Origin of the sequence: Brevibacillus borstelensis (genome assembly GCF_003710865.1) — a bacterium.
GTDB lineage: Bacteria > Bacillota > Bacilli > Brevibacillales > Brevibacillaceae > Brevibacillus > Brevibacillus borstelensis.
Genome location: NZ_RHHO01000009.1, coordinates 1 through 20,105, shown reverse-complemented (window position 1 = coordinate 20,105; position 20,105 = coordinate 1). Strand labels below are relative to the sequence as shown.

The 20,105-nt window shown below is 55.1% G+C and carries 15 protein-coding genes; 13 read left to right on the top strand and 2 right to left on the bottom strand.

Annotation, left to right across the window (positions count from 1 at the left end; translation table 11 throughout):
- Positions 1-26 precede the first annotated feature (26 nt).
- The 10 genes from EDM54_RS04255 (at position 27) to EDM54_RS04205 (ending at position 14,134) form a co-directional block, all read left to right on the top strand.
- On the top strand, positions 27-1,619 hold the full coding sequence (locus EDM54_RS04255) for an ABC transporter substrate-binding protein (protein ID WP_024985243.1): 1,593 nt from the start codon (positions 27-29) through the stop codon (positions 1,617-1,619).
- 111 nt (positions 1,620-1,730) lie between these two features.
- Entirely contained in the window at positions 1,731-3,002 is a 1,272-nt protein-coding gene (locus EDM54_RS04250) for a M20 family metallopeptidase (protein WP_031931690.1), read from the top strand.
- A gap of 15 nt (positions 3,003-3,017) precedes the next feature.
- Positions 3,018-3,959 carry a DUF1177 domain-containing protein gene (locus EDM54_RS04245; protein WP_003390049.1) on the top strand — a complete coding sequence of 314 codons (942 nt, stop codon included), beginning with the start codon at positions 3,018-3,020 and terminating at the stop codon, positions 3,957-3,959.
- Between the two features lie 19 nt (positions 3,960-3,978).
- Complete coding sequence (locus EDM54_RS04240; RefSeq protein ID WP_122957817.1) at positions 3,979-4,956, top strand: ABC transporter ATP-binding protein; 978 nt, start codon at positions 3,979-3,981, stop codon at positions 4,954-4,956.
- Positions 4,953-5,921 (top strand): ABC transporter ATP-binding protein, encoded by a 969-nt coding sequence (locus EDM54_RS04235; RefSeq protein ID WP_122957816.1) that lies wholly within the window; start codon positions 4,953-4,955, stop codon positions 5,919-5,921. The genes EDM54_RS04240 and EDM54_RS04235 overlap by 4 nt, the downstream gene beginning before the upstream one ends.
- 95 nt (positions 5,922-6,016) lie before the next feature.
- Complete coding sequence (locus tag EDM54_RS04230; protein WP_031931688.1) at positions 6,017-7,375, top strand: amidohydrolase; 1,359 nt, start codon at positions 6,017-6,019, stop codon at positions 7,373-7,375.
- Between the two features lie 405 nt (positions 7,376-7,780).
- The gene (locus EDM54_RS04225; RefSeq protein WP_122957815.1) at positions 7,781-9,145 is read left to right on the top strand and encodes an amidase; all 1,365 of its coding nucleotides are present in this window, start codon (positions 7,781-7,783) and stop codon (positions 9,143-9,145) included.
- Between the two features lie 168 nt (positions 9,146-9,313).
- Positions 9,314-9,790, top strand: coding sequence for a hypothetical protein (locus EDM54_RS04215; protein ID WP_141334177.1), 477 nt, complete (start codon positions 9,314-9,316; stop codon positions 9,788-9,790).
- Between the two features lie 244 nt (positions 9,791-10,034).
- Positions 10,035-11,729, top strand: coding sequence for a methyl-accepting chemotaxis protein (locus EDM54_RS04210; RefSeq protein WP_003390041.1), 1,695 nt, complete (start codon positions 10,035-10,037; stop codon positions 11,727-11,729).
- A 335-nt stretch (positions 11,730-12,064) separates the two neighbouring features.
- Entirely contained in the window at positions 12,065-14,134 is a 2,070-nt protein-coding gene (locus EDM54_RS04205) for a methyl-accepting chemotaxis protein (RefSeq protein ID WP_051567445.1), read from the top strand.
- 75 nt (positions 14,135-14,209) lie between these two features.
- Here the strand turns inward: EDM54_RS04205 and yxiS are convergent, their stop codons facing one another.
- The gene (gene yxiS / locus EDM54_RS04200) at positions 14,210-14,509 is read right to left on the bottom strand and encodes a protein YxiS (RefSeq protein WP_003390039.1); all 300 of its coding nucleotides are present in this window, start codon (positions 14,507-14,509) and stop codon (positions 14,210-14,212) included.
- Between the two features lie 152 nt (positions 14,510-14,661).
- Here yxiS and EDM54_RS04195 point away from each other — a divergent pair, with 152 nt between their 5' ends.
- Complete coding sequence (locus EDM54_RS04195) at positions 14,662-15,672, top strand: LLM class flavin-dependent oxidoreductase (RefSeq protein ID WP_031931685.1); 1,011 nt, start codon at positions 14,662-14,664, stop codon at positions 15,670-15,672.
- A 203-nt stretch (positions 15,673-15,875) separates the two neighbouring features.
- On the opposite strand, the gene EDM54_RS04190 is transcribed toward EDM54_RS04195, so the two are convergent.
- A complete protein-coding gene (locus EDM54_RS04190; protein ID WP_304363371.1) occupies positions 15,876-17,519 on the bottom strand; it encodes a formate--tetrahydrofolate ligase in 1,644 nt (547 codons plus the stop codon).
- A 180-nt stretch (positions 17,520-17,699) separates the two neighbouring features.
- On the opposite strand from EDM54_RS04190, the gene EDM54_RS04185 reads away from it, so the two are divergent.
- Entirely contained in the window at positions 17,700-18,107 is a 408-nt protein-coding gene (locus EDM54_RS04185) for a ClpX C4-type zinc finger protein (RefSeq protein ID WP_003390036.1), read from the top strand.
- A gap of 155 nt (positions 18,108-18,262) precedes the next feature.
- On the top strand, positions 18,263-20,017 hold the full coding sequence (locus tag EDM54_RS04180) for a methyl-accepting chemotaxis protein (RefSeq protein ID WP_003390035.1): 1,755 nt from the start codon (positions 18,263-18,265) through the stop codon (positions 20,015-20,017).
- Positions 20,018-20,105 lie beyond the last annotated feature (88 nt).

Sequence of the window (20,105 nt, the reverse complement as noted above, 5' to 3'; positions counted from 1 at the left end):
ATACACAAAAGTAGGGGGAGATTCATGTGAAGAAACGCAAGTGGCTAGCTCTACTAACACTGTCAGCCATGCTCGTCGCTGCGGGCTGCAGTCCCAATGCCAACCAGAAGCCGGCCGAGGGGCAAAAACAGCCTGAACAGCAGCAGGCGCAGCCTCAGGCAGGCAAAGGCATTACCATCGCGTACTCCGAAGGCGGCACGACGATGGACCCTGCGCAGGCGAGCGATCTGACCTCCGATACGCTGATCGTGGCGACCTACGACCAGCTCGTCCAATTCGGAACCAAAGAGGTAGACGGCACGCAGGTCGCCGATACCGAAGTGGTCAAGCCGATGCTGGCAAAAGAATGGAAAGTGTCCGACGACAGGCTGACCTATACCTTTACGCTCCGTGATGACGCGAAGTTCCACAGCGGCAATCCGGTCAATGCAGAGGCCGTCGTCTTCTCGATGGATCACCTGAAAAACGGGGAGTCCAGTATCTTCAAAATGGCCAGCATCGAAAGCTTTACGGCCAAGGACGACAAGACTGTCGAGCTGAAGCTGAGCAAGCAAAATCCGTTGATTCTCCAATACCTGGCGCAATACAACTTCTCGATCATCGACCCGTCGGTGGTCAAAGAGAAGGGCGTCGACTACCTGAAGACAAACGCTGCGGGCTCCGGTCCGTTCAAGCTGGAAAAGTGGGACCCTGCTTCCGAAGCGGTTCTGGTCGCCAATCCCGACTACTGGCAAGGCGCACCAAAGGTAGACAAGGTCACGATGAAATTCACCAAGGAAGCGTCCAGCCGCGTCCTGCTTTTGGGCAAAGGCGACGTCGATCTGGCTATCGAAATTCCCGTCAAAGACGTGGAAAGCTTGAAGCAAAATGAAAACGTCACGATCCACTCCAACCCGAGCAACCGGATTCTGTATTTCGCCATGAACAACAAAGTAAAGCCGTTTGACAACCCGAAGGTCCGTCAGGCCATCTCCTACGCGATTCCGTATGACAAGCTGATCAACGACGTCATGTACGGCCAGGCCAAACAGTTGAAGAGTGCCGTTCCGAGCAACACGCCAGGCTCTACCGACGCCGGTTTTGTCTACACGCACGATCTGGTAAAAGCAAAGCAGTTGCTGAAGGAAGCGGGACTTGAGAACGGATTCTCGTTTGACTTCACGCTCGGCTCCGGGTTCCAGGATTGGGAAGATGACGCGGTGCTGATTCAGGCCGAGCTGGAAAAAATCGGTGTAAAAATGAACATCAAGAAAGTGGCTCGCGCGCAGTTCCTGCAAATGCAAAAAGAAAAGAATCTGACGGCGTTTCTGTCCAAGTGGACTTCGTTTGTAAACGACCCCGGCTATCACCTTGGCTTCCTGCTGTACGGCAAAGGCTCCTCCAACTACATCAACTACCAAAATCCGAAGGTGGACGAGCTGTGGGAGAAGGCGGATGTCGAGGCCGATCCGGTCAAGCGCTACGAAATGTACAAAGAGGCGCAGCAGCTCATCACGGCTGATGCACCGTGGGCGTACATGTACGAATACAACCGTGTAGTCGGAGTGAACAAAAACCTGAAAGGGTACGCGTTCTTCCCGGATGAAATCATCCGCTTCTACCCGCTCTCCAAAGAGTAGAGACAACAGCCCCCGGTTCGCACAACGGGGGCACTCACTTTCCGTACCTGGCAGTTTCCTTTCGCCGATGGGCCATCACATCTACTTATTGCCGTGAAAAGGGGTGCACCAATGACTGATTGGAATCGATTGGTTATCGAAGAAATTGACAAGCGACAAGACGAGCTGATTGAGCTTTGCTCCAGGCTGATTCAGTTTCCCAGCGAAAACCCGCCGGGAGATTCCCGGCCGATCAGCAAGTTCATCATCGACTATTTGAAGCAGGAAGGGATCGACACCGCGATCCACGAATCCGGGGAAACGATGTGGAACCTGATCTCCACCATCGGCAGCCCGTCGCCTGACCGCCATCTTTTGTATTGCGGCCACACGGATGTAGTGCCGGCTGGCGACCTCTCCCGGTGGGACGTACCCCCGTACAGCGGCCTGGTGAAGGACGGCTTTATTCACGGACGCGGCGCAACCGATATGAAGGGCGGTCTTGCCGGATTGATCTTCGTCACGGGCTTGTTTGCCCGGCTGGGCGTTCCGCTGGCGGGGAATTTGTCTCTCTTTATTGTCCCTGACGAGGAGACCGGCGGCGATCTCGGTGTGCCCTGGGTGCTCGATCGCGGTCTGATCACGGGAACAGCAGCGGTGATCGCGGAGCCATCCCATCCGCAAAACCCGACCATCGGGCAAAAGGGCAGCTGCTGGTTTGAATTTACGGTTGAAGGCACCCCCGGTCACGGCAGTCTCGCTCCGCTCAACGGCGAGAGCGCCATCCTGAAGGCGGCCCGGGCGATCCAGGCCCTGCAAAAGCTGTGGGAGCTGAAGCCGGACATTCCGGCAGAGGTACAGGACATCATCAACATTTCCAAAGAGTTTGCACTCGTGCGCAATCCCGGCAAGGACGTCAGCGCCGTGCATGACCACGTGACGATCAACATCGGCACGATCAGCGGCGGGACGAAGGTAAATGTGGTGGCTGACCGCTGCACCGTGCAGGTGGATACGCGGGTGCCGTTTGGCCTCGACTATCGGGACGTGCTCGCCGAAGCGAAGCGGCTGCTCTTGGAAGAGGGAATCGATGTGGAGCTGAAGCCGTTTGGATTCCAGGGCAACGCCAACTGGACATCGGATTCCGAAGACATCGTCCGCCTGCTGGTGGAAAGCATTACGGACGTGAGCCAAAAGGAAGCGTACGGCGTGCTGCAATGGGCGTCAAGCGACGCTCGCCACTTCAGAAAGCACGGAATTCCGGTGCTGCAATACGGTCCTTCCGAGCTTGCTGGCATCCACTCGTTCAACGAGCGCGTGCCGGTCGATCAAGTGATCCAGGCGGCAAAGGTATACGCGCTGACCGCCTTGAAATATCTCGGCACCACAAATGCCAACAAGTAAAAGGAGGGTACTGCCTTGTTAAAACAAGTATTGGAAGTAGTAGATTTGCTCGATGACGCGACAGTAAACGGAAAAAAGGTGGAGGCGTACTTGCAAGGCAAGGGAGCGGCAGCGATTCACGTCGAAACGGTTTCTTCCCCGAAAGGCTCCACCGACTTCATTCAGATCAAAATCCCGGGGAAGACCGGACGGACAAACGGCGGACAAAGTCCCACTCTCGGAATCATCGGCCGTCTCGGCGGCATCGGTGCCCGGCCTGAACAAATCGGCTTCGTATCCGATGGCGACGGTGCGGCTGCAGCCATCGCCGCTGCCGCCAAGCTGATCGAAATGCAGGCAAAGGGCGACACCTTGGACGGGGATGTCATCATCGCCACCCACATTTGCCCCGATGCGCCGACAAGACCGCATGATCCCGTTCCGTTTATGGATTCGCCGACAGACATTTTGACCATGAACAAGTACGAGGTATCGCCGGAAATGGAGGCGATTCTCTCCATTGATACGACGAAAGGTAACCGCGTCATCAACCACAAAGGCATCGCCATTTCTCCGACCGTGCGCGAGGGGTATGTACTGCGGATCAGCGAGGATCTGGTTGAAATTCTTCAGACCGTAACCGGGCAGCCAGCCGTCACCTTTGCTGTCACGACGCAGGACATTACTCCGTACGGCAACGGCCTGTACCACATCAACAGCATTTTGCAGCCAGCCGTGGCCACCTCGGCTCCTGTGGTCGGCGTAGCCGTCACGGCAGCTTCGACAGTTCCCGGCTGCGCGACAGGCGCTTCGCACGAGGTCGACATCGCGCTTGCGGCCCGTTTCGCCGTTGAGACGGCCAAGCAGTACGGCAGGGGCAAATGCTCGTTCCACTCCGAGGAGGAGTTCGCCCGCATCCAGGAGCTGTACGGCTCGATGAAGCACCTGCAAACACTGGGCGGCGTTTCAAAGAATTAGGAAAGAGAGGCGACTCGTTATGCAACCACTGCTTTCGATCACCGGCTTACAAACAGAATTTGTGACCCATGCGGGCGTGGTTCGGGCGGTGGACGGGGTCGATCTGGTCTTGCACAAAGGCGAAACGCTGGGCGTCGTGGGCGAATCCGGCTGCGGAAAAAGCGTGACATCGCTGTCGATCATCGGGCTTTTGCCCAAAGGACAAAGCCGCATCGCCTCGGGGGACATCCGGTTTGAAGGAAAGAGCCTGCCGTCCCTCTCGGATGCGGAAATGCGCAAGATTCGCGGGAACCGGCTGGCGATGATTTTTCAGGAGCCGATGACCTCGCTCAATCCCGTGTTCAAGATCGGACACCAAATCTCGGAGGCAGTCCGCTTCCACCTGAAGCTCGGAAAAAAGGCGGCATGGGAGCATTCGATCGAGATGCTGAGAAAAGTGGGGATTCCCCGCCCGGAGCAGATCGCGGACGAATATCCGCACCAGCTCTCCGGCGGAATGAGGCAGCGCGTCATGATCGCGATGGCGATGGCCTGCAATCCGCAGTTGTTGATCGCCGACGAATCGACGACGGCTCTCGACGTGACGATCCAGGCGCAAATTCTCGATCTGATGCGGGATTTGCAAAAGACAGAAGGGACAGCGATCCTGATGATTACGCACGATCTCGGTGTCGTGGCCGAAATGTGCGACCGTGTCGTCGTCATGTACGCGGGACAGGTCGTCGAGGAGACGGATGTAAAGACGCTGTTTCGCGACCCCAAGCATCCGTACACCAAAGGGCTGATGGCGTCCTTGCCGCAGCTTGCGGGCGATCAGACGCGCCTGCAGTCGATCCCGGGGAACGTGCCCAATCCGCTGGAAATGCCGCCGGGCTGCCGGTTTGCCCCGCGGTGCTCGTTCCGGATCGACGCTTGCGACCGCGTCAAACCGGAGCTGCTGGAAGTAGAGGCCGGGCATAAATGCCGTTGCCTGTTGTATGAGGAGGTGGAAGCGTGAAGCCGCTGTTGGAAGTAAAGGATCTAAAAAAGCACTACCCGATCAAAAAAGGTCTGTTTGGCAAGCAGGTAGGCGCAGTCAAAGCGGTGGACGGCGTTTCCTTCTCCATCCAGCCGGGAGAGACGCTCGGGATCGTGGGCGAATCGGGCTGCGGAAAATCGACGACAGGCCGGGCGATTCTTCGTCTGATCGAGCCGACTGCGGGTGAAGTGCTGTTTGACGGCCAGGACATTCGCAAGCTGCCGCCAGACGAGATGCGGAAATTCCGCACCAACATGCAGATCGTGTTTCAAGACCCGTACGCCTCGCTGGACCCGCGGTGGACGGTTCAGCGGACGCTGGAAGAGCCGCTCCGCACCCACCTGAAGCTGTCCGAGGCGGAGATCAAGGACCGGATCGCCGAGCTGATGAGCGTAGTAGGCCTGGCCCCGTATCATGCGAGCCGTTTCCCCCACGAGTTCTCGGGCGGACAGCGGCAGCGGATCGGGATCGCCCGGGCACTCGCGCTCCGGCCCAAATTCGTGGTCTGCGACGAGCCGGTATCGGCGCTCGACGTGTCCATCCAGGCCCAAGTGCTCAACCTGATGCAGGACTTGCAAAGCCAGTTTTCGCTGACATATATGTTTATTTCCCACGATTTGTCTGTGGTGAAGTTCATCTGCGACCGGGTAGGCGTCATGTACCTGGGCAGAATGGTGGAAATGGCGCCGACGGCCGAGATGTTCGCCGAGCCGCTGCATCCGTATACGAAAGCGCTGATGTCTGCTGTCCCGGTCCCTGACCCGGAGGCGGCACGGGAGCGAATCGTGCTGACAGGCGACGTGCCCAATCCGCAATCGCCGCCGACCGGCTGCACCTTCCATACGCGCTGTCCATACGTTATGGACAGCTGCCGCCAGGCTGTGCCGGAATGGCGCGAGGTGTCGCCCGGACGTCACGTCGCCTGCCATCTGTTCGAGCAGTAACAACATTTTCATCTCAAAAGGCAGCCGTCATCTCTCTGGAGAGGCCGCTGCCTTTTTCGCAGGCAAGCATCATGATCAGAAAAGAGGAGACGCACATGAATCAGCAGATGAAACAGTTGGTGGAGAGCCTGACCCCGGAATGGACGGCGTGGCGGCGTGATTTTCACAAGTACGCCGAATCCGGCTGGGTGGAATTCCGCACGGCCTCCAAGGTGGCCGCCAAGCTGAAGGAATGGGGCTATGAGGTCCGGGCGGGTAAGGAAGTGGTCCGTGATGAAGCGCGGATGGGCGTCCCGTCAGCGGCGTTTTTGGCGCAGCAGGAAAAACGGGCAGTAGAGCAAGGGGCGGAACAAGAGTGGCTGCCCTATTTTTCCGGCGGCTTTACAGGAGTCGTCGGCATTCTCGATACGGGGCGCCCGGGTCCGACGGTCGGCTTTCGCGTTGACATGGATGCGCTGGACATTCAGGAGTCGGAGGAGGCGGATCATCTCCCGGCCGCAAACGGCTACGTCTCGGTCAATCCCGGCATGATGCACGCCTGCGGCCACGACGCCCACACCACCATCGGTCTTGGCCTCGCTCAAGTACTGATGGCGATGAAGGAAGAGCTGAACGGACGGATCAAAATTGTCTTCCAGCCAGCCGAGGAAGGGGTGCGCGGAGCCAAGGCAATGGTCGAGGCGGGCGTGTTGGACGACGTCGACTTTTTCTTTTCCGGCCATATCGGCAGCGGCGTGCCATTGGGTGAGATCGTCTGCGGAGCGAGAGGCTATTTGGCGACGACCAAGCTCGATGTCACCTACAAAGGGTATTCCTCCCACGCCGGCGGCCATCCCGAGGACGGAAAAAACGCGCTGCTCGCGGCAGCTTCGGCGGCTCTCAATCTGCACAGCATTTCCCGGCATTCGCAGGGCTCGTCCCGGATCAATGTGGGCGTCCTGCAGGCGGGAAGCGGGAGAAACGTCGTGCCCGGCTCGGCTTTCCTCAAGGTGGAGACGCGCGGGGCTACCTCCGAGATCAATGAATACATGCTGGAAAGGGCAGTGCAAATCATCAGAGGAGCCGCTGCGATGCACGACGTCCAGGAAAGCATCGAGGTCGTCGGGATGGCCAACAGCTGCGACTCCAGCAGCGAGCTGATCCCGTTTATCCGCTCGCAGGCGGAAAAGCTGGCGGAGGTGCACACCGTACACGACTTCGTCGTAGCGGGCGGCTCCGAGGATGCCACCTACATGCTTCAAAGGGTGCAGGACAACGGCGGCCTCGCTTCCTACCTGGTGATCGGGACGACTCTCGCGGCGGGGCATCACAATGAAAAATTCGACATCGACGAGCGCGTGATGGCGATCGCGATTCAGACGTACGCCCTGTGTGCCTTGCATGCCGGAGAGCTGGAAGCATTGGGAAGAGGAAAGAGCGGGAGCCAAGGGCAGGACGGAAAGATCACGGAGTGACAGAAGAAGCAAAAAAAGTGATAGAAAGGGAAAAAGGACAGGAACAAAGAGCACAGAGCGGATAAGATGAGAAAGGTACTAATAGAAGACAGGTCGTAACGGAGAAGACAAAACGCCTGGTTTTTCATGGCGCACAAGCAAAGACAGGACAGCGGATGCAAGAATAGGGCGGGTCTCCTATGGGGACCGGCCCTTTTGTTCAAGCTGAGAATAAATTCAGCCCGACAGCAGATACGAGGATGAGCCCAAAGGGATGCCGGTTTCGCTCTACGCGAATGGCATGGACCAAATATTCTGAAAGGTATATGATGAAAGTCAAAGAACTATGCTGCGTGATGCTTGTGTCTCTTCTAGAGGCATTTTCGAGGCCAAGCCGGCATGAAGAAGGAGTGGAGGGGTACTCGCATGGATGTTTTTGCACTATCAGAAGCTGTTCGCGAGAGAAAGGTTTCGCCAGTCGAACTGGTCGCGCAAACGCTGGCAGCGATCGAATCGAAAAACGATCAGTTGAATGCGTATATCACGATCTGCGCCGAGGATGCGCGGAAGGAAGCGGCTCAGGCTGAAGCCGACATTATGCGCGGCGAGTGGCGGGGCATGTGGCACGGGATTCCTGTCGCGGTCAAAGACATGATTCTCACCGCTGGGGTGAGGACGACATTGGGCTCCAAAGTGTTCGAGCGGTTCGTCCCGGAACAGGACGCAACGGTCGTGAGGAAATGGAAGGAAGCGGGGGCCATTGTGCTCGGAAAGACGAACACCCATGAATTCGCCTATGGCCCGACCGGCGACAAATCCCATTTCGGTCCGTCCCGCAATCCCCACAATCCGCAGAAAATTACCGGCGGGTCCAGCAGCGGGTCCGGGGCTGCTGTAGCCGCCAATCTCGCCTATGCTGCACTCGGAACAGATACGGGCGGTTCGGTGCGGATACCGGCTGCCGCATGCGGCATCGTAGGGATGAAACCGACATTTGGCCTTGTCAGCAAGTACGGCGCGTTTGATCTGGGCTACACCCTTGACCACGTAGGGCCGATGACACAAAGCGTCAGGGATAACGCCGGCCTGCTGAACCTTTTGGCAGGCTACGATCACAACGACCCGTATTCGCTCTCCTGGCCTGAGGAGGACTACGCCCGTTTGCTCGGCACAGCGATCCGGGGAAAGGTCATCGGAGTTCCGCGCTGGTATTATCAGCATGTGGAAGGGGAAATCGTACAGGCGCTTCAGCAGGTGATGGAAGTCTACCGGGAACTCGGAGCAGAGGTGCGGGAGGTTGAGCTGTCGATGATGGATGAGCTGGTCGAAGCACAGCGCATTACGGTCCAGGCCGAAGCCTCGGCTGTTCACGAGAAAACCTTGCGGGATTACGCAGCCGATCTGGATCAGGAGGTGTGCGAGCGCCTGTTGGACAGCAAGGAAGTGCGCGGCTATCAGTACGTGCAGGTACAGCAGCGGCGCGGGAGGCTCACGGCGAGCTACAACGAGGTGTTTGCCGGCGTTGACGTCCTGCTGACGCCGACACTGCCGATTCTGCCGACAGACATTGGTCAGCGAACAGTGATGATCGGCGATTATCAGGATGGTGTCCGTCCGGCACTGCTGCGGCTTACAGCCCCGACCAATTTTACGGGCAACCCAAGCTTGTCTGTGCCATGCGGATTTTCAAAGGATGGCTTGCCTATCGGGTTTCAACTGATCGGAAAGCACGGAGAGGAAGCAAAGCTCTACCAGTTTGGATACGCCTACGAACAAGAGACGCGTTCGTGATGTCGCAGGCTGTCGGACAGCAGGAGGCTATTCAGGTACAAATGTCTTCATGTCCGCCAGAGAATTCGGCCCATTACGAAAACATGGGGAACACGGAAAATCCGGGTAGCGCAGGAGATCCTCTGGACTCGTTCAAGCCCGTGAACGCAGCAAACTTGGCTGAAGGCATTGGCCCCGGAATATTTCGTCCGGTACACGATGGAGCCGGAATCCGTCTGGGCGCTCGATGAAAAGGGACGCGTGCATGAAATCATCGTAAACCGGGTGCCGCCCTATGCGGCAAAGCTGGAACGGATCGAAGCGAGGGCGGGTGACGCAAAGGAGGACGATGTGCTGGCCATCAGCGGCAGGCTGCGGATTACTCGCGATCGACACATCTTCGAGCATGATTGGAAGCCGTTTGAGCGTGAGGCCATCCGCGATCAGGCACGAATCATATCTCCCACCTATGATTACGCGATTGAAGGCCCCGGCTCCCACTATCACTTGCTGGTGACGGCCAATGACAAGCTCGTCGTTATCGGCTACAATCCGTTCGGCCACCGTTCCGCAAAGCCGGATAGAGTGGTTGTGCAGCAAGCAGGAGCAAAAAGCGCGAAGCAGATTGCCGGAGGGGCAGTCTGTATTTCAGCAATGGCCCGTTAGACGGACACTGTAAAAAGTGACGTTCTGGCGGGCCAATTTTGGTTGGCTTGATACAATCCAAGAGGGACTTGGAAATTTTTTTCTTTTTGGAAAAATGATTGACCGAATTGTCACTGGAATATCGTACAATGATTACTTTAGAGAAAAAACCAGGACGATATGCATAGGTTGAATGCCCTTAAAAATGAAACGGTTTGACAAGCAGTCGGGCATTTGAACCAAAAATGACAACGGGGTGTGAAGTGTGAGAACAACCATTGGAACCAAATTGATTGCGGGATTTGTAAGTGTTGCCTTGCTTTTGGCGGTGACTGCCGGTGTCGCCTATTACTATTTCGACAAGGTGAATGATTCGTATTCGGATTTGGTAGGCAGACGGGCGGTCATTTTGAGCAGTGCCTTAAAAATACAGGTGCTGACAATCAAACAGTCAAATAGCCTGAGGGGATATTTGATGACGGCTGATAGTCAATTTTTAAACAGCCTGCAGGCCGATGACGAGCAATTGCGCGGGATTATTAGGGAGACGGAATCCCTGATTCATCGCCAGGAAGATAAAGAGACAGTGGATACATTTATGCGGCTCTATGACCAATACCAGAAGGAGGCCCAAGAGCTTCTGCAAATGGTCAAGCAAAAAGAAGACGGGTCGAAGCTGATGGAATCGTACATGAAGGAAATTTTGCCTTTGGCAAGCCAACTGGAACCGACGATTGAGCAGATCGTCACCGGACAGCAGGAGCTGATGGCCGAAGGGAGCTTGGTCAATCAGAGGACTGTTTCCGGGGCTACGGCGAGTCTTGTCGGTTTTAGTGCAGGGGCTTTGATCCTCTCTATTTTGATCGGCTATCTGATCTCCCGGCTCATTTCCAAACCGATCAGACAGATCGCTGCGCTTGCCGAGCAGGTCGCGACAGGGGATTTGACACGTGAGGACCTTCACGTCAAAAACAGAGACGAGATCGGGGATTTGGCGCATTCGTTCAACCGGATGGCGGGAAATCTGCGCGATCTGATTCGGCAAATCAATGTGAGCGCAGAGGGCGTAGCGGCTTCGTCCGAAGAGCTGTCAGCCAGTGCCGAGCAGACCAGCCGGGCGTCCGAGGCGATCAGCTGCGGCATCCAGGAAGTGGTCGTCACGGCGGAGAAACAGGCCAGAAGTGTGGAGGAAAGCGTAGCGGCCATGGATCAGATGGCGATGGGCATTCAGCACATTGCGGACCAGACCGAAGCCACCTCGTCTCTGTCCGTTCAGGCGGCGCAAAAGTCGGAGGAAGGAAATCGAACGATTCAGCGAGCGGTCAAGCAAATGGATTCTCTGGATGCAACGATCGGGCATCTGGCCAAAGCCGTACAGGAAATGGATGCTCACTCCATGCAGGTAGGAAAAATTGTCGGGGTCATCTCGGAAATTGCTGCCCAAACCAATCTGTTGGCGCTAAATGCAGCGATCGAGGCGGCGAGAGCGGGAGAGCATGGACGCGGTTTTGCCGTCGTGGCGGACGAGGTTCGCAAGCTTGCCGAGGAATCGGCTCGATCCGCAGACCAGATCACCGGCTTGATTGGAAGCATGCAGCAAAACACAAAGCAAACCGTGGAAAAAATGCAGCAAGGGATTACAGAGGTGGAAGAAGGCATCCAAACCGTAAATATGGCAGGCGACCAGTTCGGTGAAATTAAACAATTTATAGAACAAGTGACTGAACGGATTCAGGCAATTTCCGCGGCGATCAAGCAAATCTCTGCCAGCAGCGAACATGTCACACAAACTGCGCACATGATTGGAGAGGGGGCGAAAACAGTAGCGGCCAGTTCGCAAACGGTTTCTGGCGCATCCGAAGAACAGCTCGCCGGTGTGGAGGAGGTATCCTCTTCGGCAGCTTCGCTGGCAAAAATGGCAGAAGAGCTCCGTTGCCTTGTCGCTTCCTTTCGGGTATAACCACCTCGCATGGAAATGATCGGAAATTCGTATTTGTCTTTTTTGTATGACTCAAGTATTATAATAAACATGAAAATACATCCAGCAAAATTCAAATATACTAAAAAACGGGCCAATTGAATGATTTTGCAAAGGATTATGATCCTGGTCCTTTCTTCATAAAAAGGTTCATCCAAAGATGGATAAGCCTTTTTTCTTTGCCCGGCAAAGCGGCAATCGCTCGGCAGAGCCGACGATCCTGCCTATAAGAGGCGTTTACATAGAGAGAAAAAGGCGGGCGCTGCAAGCAAAATCGCCGGAGCCACCCGCTTTCGGACAGTGGAGGATGTAGAGACATGCTGCGAAACATATCGTATCGAAACAAAGTGGTGCTGGCCATTCTTTGTTTTAGTCTGATCAGTACGCTGGCAATATCGTTTTTCGACAACAGGCAGTTGGAGCAAACGATTGTCGGAGAACGAAACACGCAATTGAAGCTGGTGGAAGAGAGCGTGCTGAATTCGATCAAGGCAGTCGATGTGGCCTATCAGGTGTTTGACGTGGAAATTGAGGAAGAGATGAGAAAAAACATGGCGGAGTTGATGGAGGAATACAGCAGGAACCCCGATTTCTCGGCATGGAACTTCGCGGGCTACAAGCAGAGGTTTGACGGAATGGACATTTTCGTGCTCGACCGAAGCTTGAAAATCCTGTACTCCAGCAACACGGGGGATATCGGTCTTGATTTTGGCAATGCCGGAGCGTTTGCCGAGCTGTTAAAAACAAGGATCGACGGAAAGGATTTTGTCGCAGACGGCATGGAGGTGTCCGTCAATACCGGGTCGATCAACAAATTCGCTTATATGCCTACCCCTGATCACAAATATTTGCTTGAGCTGGGGATGAATGTGCAAGGAACGCCCCTATTTCAAAAGTTCAATTTCCTGGACGTATCAAACAGACTGATTACACGCTATGCCTCCATTGATGACATTACGGTTTTCAGTCATGACGGCTATGCTTTGGGCAAGACGGATGCAGAAGGAAAGTCGCTTCGGGTCAGTCCTGAGCTCGAGTCCATTTTCAGCGAATCGTACCAGACCCAGACCGTGAAGGAAGCGACTCTTGATCAAGAGGGGAAATCTGTCACGTACCGGTTTGTTCCGTATAAATTGGACGAACAGTCGAATGATCTGAGCCGCTCGCGGATGATTCAAATCGTCTACAATCATGATGAAGTCGACCAGGCGGTAGCCGCCAACCGGTCAAAATTCATGCTTCAGCTATTGGTCATCGTCATCGGATCGATCCTGATCGCCTACTTGGTTGGCCGGATCATCTCCCATCCGGTCCGGATGATGTCCGCGCTGATCGAAAGGACAGCCGCCTTCGACCTTACAGAGCAGCACGGATATGAAAAGTTCATGACCTCGCAGGACGAGCTGGGACGTGTGTTTCATGCCATCGTGAAGATGCGGGCTGAACTGCGTCAAATGGCAGAAGGCTTGGTGAGCGTAACAGAGTCCATCGTGGAGAAGGCAAGCGCCGTGCAAAACGTCAGTGACGATGTCAGCAGCCGTTCCGTCCAAACCTCGCTGGCAACGAAAGAGATGTCCAGCCGGATGCAGGAGACAGCCGCGATCTCGCAGGAAATCGACGCTACCTTGACGGAAGTAAGCGATGTGATTCAGTCTGTTTCACAGAAAGCCAACAAGTCCGTTCACGTTGCCCAAAATGTCAGCGAGCGGGCAGGTCATTTGAAGGAGACAGCCGTCGCTTCCAGACAAAGCGCCAATCTTATCTACAGCGAAGTAAAAGCGCAGGCGGAAGTCGCCATAGAGCAGTCGACCAAATCCGTGGACCACATCCACGTACTGGTAGATGCCATTCACAGTATCGCTTCCCAGACCAATTTGCTTGCATTGAATGCAGCGATTGAAGCGGCGCGCGCAGGGGAGAGCGGAAAAGGCTTCTCGGTCGTCGCCGAAGAGGTTCGCAAGCTCTCCTCCGAATCGGCCAAGGTGGTTACCGATATTCAGCAGATCATCGGTACTGTGAACGAGTCCGTACACAATCTGTCTGCCAGTCTGACCCGGCTGCTTGATTTTGTGGATCGAAATGTCAGAGAGAGCCTGGACGAGCTGATGGAAACCTCGGATACGTATAACGAGGATGCCCTTCATTTTCAGACGCTCCTGAGTGAATTCAACCGCACCTTTGAGGATTTGGCCGCATCGATCAAAAGCACCGCGGAGGCAACGGGAAGAGTAAACCAGACGATCCAGGAAAACTCACAGGACATCGAGACGATTGTTCATCTCTCCGAAACGATTGCCCAGGAGAACAGCAAGCTTACAGAGTATTCCAAGGGAAGCTTGAAGAACGTTCAGGAATTGAATCGAATGACCAGCCACTTTACCTTGTAAAGGAAGAGAGAGCCTCCCGTTGTCTGGGAGGCTCTGCCTATCTTCAAACAGTATGTTCGCGCACTGGCCGAGTTTTTATTTTTGGCGTTTCTCGATTTCTTCGTTTACGACAAAAGCGAGGTCGTCGTTGCCAAAAAGCGAGAGAACACCCAGCAGGGTCGCATCCGGGATTTCTTCGGATTCTTCTTTTGGGACGGTGATTTCTGTCATTTGACGCAGCAGCGGATTTTCTGCCTGCCCGGGATATGCGCGGCGGTAAAGCTCATGGGCATCCAGACCGTGATTGACACACCACTGGGCAAAAACCAGAATCATCATGCCCTCGTCACGCTGGTAATTTTCAATGATTTGCTCTTCTACTTTCTTTGAATTCATCGGAAGTCTCCTTTGGTACAGGCAGTTTGTTCACACTGACAACTGTTTCATGCGGATGAACGGATACGTGTTTTTATTGTAGAAAAAGAGTGCGGGATTCTGCAAGGGTGTATACTTGTACATAATAAGGAAGCAAAAAAGGAGGGGGACCAGTGATACGATTAAGCGCTTTGGATCAATCGCCAATCGCGGAAGGCAGCACGGCTGTGGAGGCGTTGGCGCAAACGACACGGCTGGCACAGGAGCTGGATAAACTGGGCTATCATCGACTCTGGGTATCGGAGCACCACTTCAGCAACAGTCTCGCCGGTTCCAGCCCGGAGGTTTTGATCGCCCACCTGGCTGCACATACAAAGCGCCTGCGGGTAGGCTCGGGCGGGGTGATGCTCCCGCACTACAGCGCCTACAAGGTCGCGGAAAACTTTCGCGTGTTGGAAGGGCTGCATCCGAATCGGATCGATCTGGGGGTAGGGAGAGCGCCGGGGGGCATGCCGCTCGCTACAAGAGCGCTGCAGGAAGGAAAGGCTCCGGGGTTGGACCAGTATCCCGATCTGCTGGACGATTTGATCGGCTATTTGCACGACGCGCTCGATCCTCGCCATCCGTTTGCAGGGCTTCGCGCTACGCCTTACATAGAGACGGCGCCAGAAGTGTGGCTGCTCGGCTCGAGCAGTGAGAGCGCCCGGCTGGCAGCGGAGAGAGGGGCTTCTTTTGCGTTTGCCCACTTTATCAACGGGGAGGGAGGCGAAGCAGCGATGAGCTGGTATCGCCGCCGCTTCCGTCCGTCTCTGTTGGGGGATGCCCCGCAGTCGATAGTCGCGGTCTTTGTGATCTGTGCCGACACGGCTGAGGAGGCGTCAGAGGTGGCATCGAGCCTTGATTTGACCCTGCTGCTGCTGGAAAAAGGCGGAGCGGCCCAAGGAGTTCCTTCCGTCGAAACCGCCAGACAGTATCCGTACACGGAGTTTGACCGGCAGCGAATCCTGGCCAATCGCAGCAGGATGATCGTCGGAAATCCCGCACAGGTAAAGGCAAGAATCCTGGAGATGAGCAAAGCCTACGAAACAACGGAATTCATGATCGTGACCATCACTCATGATTTTGAGGCCAAGCTAAGGTCCTACAGACTGCTGGCAGAGGCGTTTTCGGGGCAGGAAAACTAGCTCGTCCTCTCGGCGGCTGCAGGTGCATCGTTCATAGGCTTCGTATTCTGCTTGATTTGGCCCTATTCAAGATGAAAAAGAGGTGCAGGGAGCCAGTTCCCCCGCACCTTTTTTATGCTTCCCGAGCCATTGGTGATGCCGCCGTTTCCGGAGCAGCGGCTGCGGTTTTGCCTTGTCTTTCACATGGTTCTGGCGGCTTTGCATTAAGCCAATCCGAGGATCTGCCCGCCTTCGCCGATGGCAACAGATTCCGCCGCCGGCACTTTGGGCAATCCCGGCATGGTGACGAGACTGCCGGTCAACACGACGAGGAAGCCGGCACCTGCAGATATTCTGATCTCACTTACATGTATCGTGAAATCGGAAGGAGCGCCCAACTGGTCAGGCTGATCGGAGAACGAGTAGGGCGTTTTTGCCATGCATACCGGGAAGTGCGTAAGCCCCATCTCTTCCGCCTTGCGCAGCGTCTGTGCAGCCGCTTTGGAGAAAATCACTCCGGAGCCGCGGTACAGCTTCTTCACGATGGTCTCGATCTTTTCGCGAATCGGCAGCTGGTCATCGTACAAATAGTCAAATGAAGAAGGCGAATCCGCTGCTGCCACTACCTTCGCAGCGAGGTCCAGTCCGCCTTCGCTGCCCTTTGCCCACACCTGGGAGAGCGCCACTTCTGCGCCAAGCTCCTCACACATGGAAATGACCAGATTGTGCTCCGCTTCCGTGTCTGTGGCGAAGCTGTTGAGCGCGACGACAACAGGAATGCCAAACGACCGCAAATTCTCGATGTGCCGCCGGACGTTGGCAAAGCCGGCACGGAGGGCGTCCAGATTTTCCTCGTGCAACTGGGCTACAGGGATGCCGCCGTTGTATTTAATCGCCCGAGCTGTGATGACGAGGACGGCGGCGGAAGGGGTGAGGCCCGCTTTCCGGCATTTGATATCGAAAAATTTCTCCGCGCCCAGATCGGCTCCAAACCCGGCTTCCGTCACGACGAAATCAGCCAGCTTCAAAGCCAGGCGGGTGCCGATGACGCTGCTGCAGCCGTGGGCGATGTTGGCAAACGGACCGCCGTGCACGATCACCGGTGTGCCTTCCGTCGTCTGGACGAGATTGGGCTTGAGCGCATCCTTCAGAAGCACGCACATGGCGTCTACCGCCTTGATGTCCGCTGGCGTAATCGGCTTGTCATCGAGATCGTAGCCGATAATGATCTTGCCGAGCCGTTCGCGCAGATCGTCCATATTTTCGCTCAGGCAGAGGATGGCCATGATCTCCGAGGCGGTCGTAATCATAAAGCCGTCTTCTCTTGTTTGCCCGTTTCCGTCCCCGAGTCCGATCACGATGCTGCGCAGGGAACGGTCGTTCATATCCATGGCCCGTTTCCAGACGATCTTTTTCGGATTCAGCCTTAGTTTATTTCCGTGGTAAATATGATTGTCTATCATTGCAGCGAGCAGGTTGTGGGCAGATGTGATCGCATGAATGTCCCCGGTAAAATGCAGGTTGATTTCATCCGCGGGCAATATTTGCGCGTTTCCGCTGCCCGTAGCTCCGCCTTTCATCCCCAGGCAGGGGCCAAGCGACGGTTCGCGCAGCGCTGCAATCGTTCTTTTCCCGAGCTTGTTGAGGGCTTGGGAAAGTCCGATGGTGGTCAGTGTCTTTCCGGCGCCTGCCGGGTTGGGGTTCATCGCGGTTACCAGAATCAGTTTGCCGTCAGGACGATCCTTTACCTTTTCCCAAATATCCGGGGACAGCTTTGCTTTGTACTTTCCATAAAACTCCAGGTCCTCTTCCGTAATGTCTACGAGCTTAGCAATGTCGGCGATAGGTTTCATGGACGATGCCTCCATACAGCTTATTTACGAACATGATCTAATTCAACAAAGCGGGGCGAATGTCCTTGGAAAAATGTCAAAGAATGGGGAATGGACCGGTTGATTGTGTCAATTTGTAAACCGGGAAGGAATCATTTTCCTGGCGGAGAAATACGCGTATACAAATGTATACAGTAATGAAGAAAGGAGAAACAGATGGATCGGGATTTCCGTAAAAAAACATTTCGCGGCGCCAAAATCGAGGACATCATCCAAGAGCTTGAGCGGCTGATCCAGCTTTGCGAACAAAACAGGGACAAAAGCGACAGTCTGGACAGGCAGCGTTTTTACGAGGGCATGGCGATTGCCTACACGACGGTATCGCTAAAGCTCAAAGGCGAATTTGACTACATCGAGGCGGAGGCAGTCGAACAGCTTTGCCATGCCGCGGAGAAAACGGGAGCAAACAGCCCGACCGTGGCGAATTACACCGATAGCTGTTCCTTTTGCGGAAAAAGCAAAAGCGATGTCGGCGAGCTGGCCCTGGGGCCGGGCGTCTCGATTTGCCGGGATTGCTTGCAATTCGGCGTTGCGGTGATTGATTCACAGTCGCCGAAGGGATGAAAGGTGTCTAGAAGTCGCATATTTCCGGGAATTTCGTCAGTGGTTCAATTGATGGATTATTCCTTTTTTTTCTCCGCCCATTTTTCTGTTTATGACTGGGGAAAACAGGGAATAGGTACCCGTGTAATACAGGACTTGGAAGGGAGAGAGAGGAAATGGCAGTAGAAAAAGAGAAGCGGTCCATGTCTTTGCGCAGCCGCTTATTGATCATCTGTTTGTTGTTGCTGGGAATTCCCAGCCTGCTGATCGGTTTGGTCGGCTACGAACGTTCCAAGGTGGAGCTGGATCATGCGGGGATGGACCGGCTCAAGGGAAACGTCCAAATGGTACTAGGAATGATTGCCCTGCTGCAAAAAGAGGTGGATGCGGGCCATTTGAAGCTCGAAGACGCGCAAAACAGGCTGCGTGATGAAATCCTGGGCCCAAAAGGGAGCGATAATAAGCGACCGCTCGTACAGAAATATACGATGGGAGAAACGGGCTACGCTTGGGCTATCCTTCCAGAGGGCATCAGCATCATGAATCCTGCCAACGAAGGAACGGATATCAATGATTCGGTTTCAGCGGATGGAGTCAATTTGGTGCAAGCCTTCGTGGAAAAGGGAACAAACGGTGGCGGATTTGTCACCTACCAATGGCGAGTCGCAACAACAGATTCCATTGATACCAAAATTGCTTATGTCGAGCAGGACCCCCATTGGGGCTGGATCGTCGGGGTTGGCGCTTACCAGTCTGAATTCTACAAGGGAGCCAATCAGGTACTTTACTATATCCTGGTGATTTTGGGCATCTCCCTCGTTTTGGGTACGCTGATCATCATATTCGTTGCCAAACGGATCACGGGTCCGATTATAAACATAGCAGAGCACGCCAGACGGGTTTCCCAGGGAGATTTGACGGTTGATCAGGTGCAGGTCATCAGAAAAGACGAGATTGGGCAGCTGGCCCAAGACTTTAACAAGATGACCAGCCACCTGCAGGAGGTCATCCGGGAAGTGCGGGGCAGCACGCTGTCTGTAGCATCTACCGCGGAGCAGCTGTCAGCTTCGGCTGAACAGAGCACGCAGGCCGGCGAGCAGGTAGCCGTTGCCATTCAGGAGGTAGCCGCTGGCTCGCAAAAGCAGGCCGATCAGCTTGACAGCGCCAGCCGCGTAGTCGATGAAATGGCCGGTGAAGTGAAGCGGATCACAGATGCAGCGATATCTGTCACCCACACATCCCAGCAGGCATCGGAGAGATCGCTTGAAGGGAACAAGGCGATCCAGACCGCGATTAATCAGATGAATTCTATCAATCACACGGTAGAGGAGCTTTCCGAAGTGGTCGAAGGTCTGGGGCAACGTTCCACGCAGATCGGCAATATTATCGAGGTGATTACAGGTATTGCCGAACAGACCAATTTGCTGGCTCTGAATGCTGCGATCGAGGCCGCTCGTGCTGGCGAACATGGCCGCGGCTTTGCCGTTGTTGCCGACGAAGTGCGGAAGCTGGCTGAACAGTCTTCCGGATCAGCACAGCAAATCGCTGATTTGATCGCAGCTATTCAGGCAGAAACAGCGAAGGCCGTTACATCGATGGAGTCGGCCACCCAAGAGGTACGGGAAGGAATCCAGTTGGTGCATGGCGCAGGGGAATCCTTTGGCCACATTCAAGGCTCGGTAGGCGAGGTAGCACAGCAGATCGACAGTGTAGCTTCTTCTGCTGAAAAGCTGAAGGCCGGAATGGACGGGGTCATGGACGTAATCCGCCAGATTGCCCATATCGCCAATGAAACCGCCTCCGGTTCGCAAAATGTCTCCGCCGCCACCGAAGAGCAGCTTGCGGCCATGGAGGAAATCGCTTCGTCGGCAGAAGCTCTTTCCAAGATGATGGAGGAGTTAAACGACTTGGTGCAAAGATTTAAAGTGTAGGTAAAGATATTTTGGAGTAACGAAAACAGAAGGCATACAAGAGAGGTCGTCTCGTTGATGAGACGACTTCTTTTTTGGTGCGCCCAGC

What these genes read in the sequence shown, in the direction of transcription:
- yxiS (WP_003390039.1), bottom strand. Translation starts at nt 14,509, where the DNA reads ATGAATTCAAAGAAAGTAGAAGAGCAAATCATTGAAAATTACCAGCGT.
- EDM54_RS04250 (WP_031931690.1), top strand. Translation starts at nt 1,731, where the DNA reads ATGACTGATTGGAATCGATTGGTTATCGAAGAAATTGACAAGCGACAA.
- EDM54_RS04205 (WP_051567445.1), top strand. Translation starts at nt 12,065, where the DNA reads ATGCTGCGAAACATATCGTATCGAAACAAAGTGGTGCTGGCCATTCTT.
- EDM54_RS04230 (WP_031931688.1), top strand. Translation starts at nt 6,017, where the DNA reads ATGAATCAGCAGATGAAACAGTTGGTGGAGAGCCTGACCCCGGAATGG.
- EDM54_RS04185 (WP_003390036.1), top strand. Translation starts at nt 17,700, where the DNA reads ATGGATCGGGATTTCCGTAAAAAAACATTTCGCGGCGCCAAAATCGAG.
- EDM54_RS04240 (WP_122957817.1), top strand. Translation starts at nt 3,979, where the DNA reads ATGCAACCACTGCTTTCGATCACCGGCTTACAAACAGAATTTGTGACC.
- EDM54_RS04190 (WP_304363371.1), bottom strand. Translation starts at nt 17,519, where the DNA reads ATGGAGGCATCGTCCATGAAACCTATCGCCGACATTGCTAAGCTCGTA.
- EDM54_RS04225 (WP_122957815.1), top strand. Translation starts at nt 7,781, where the DNA reads ATGGATGTTTTTGCACTATCAGAAGCTGTTCGCGAGAGAAAGGTTTCG.
- EDM54_RS04180 (WP_003390035.1), top strand. Translation starts at nt 18,263, where the DNA reads ATGGCAGTAGAAAAAGAGAAGCGGTCCATGTCTTTGCGCAGCCGCTTA.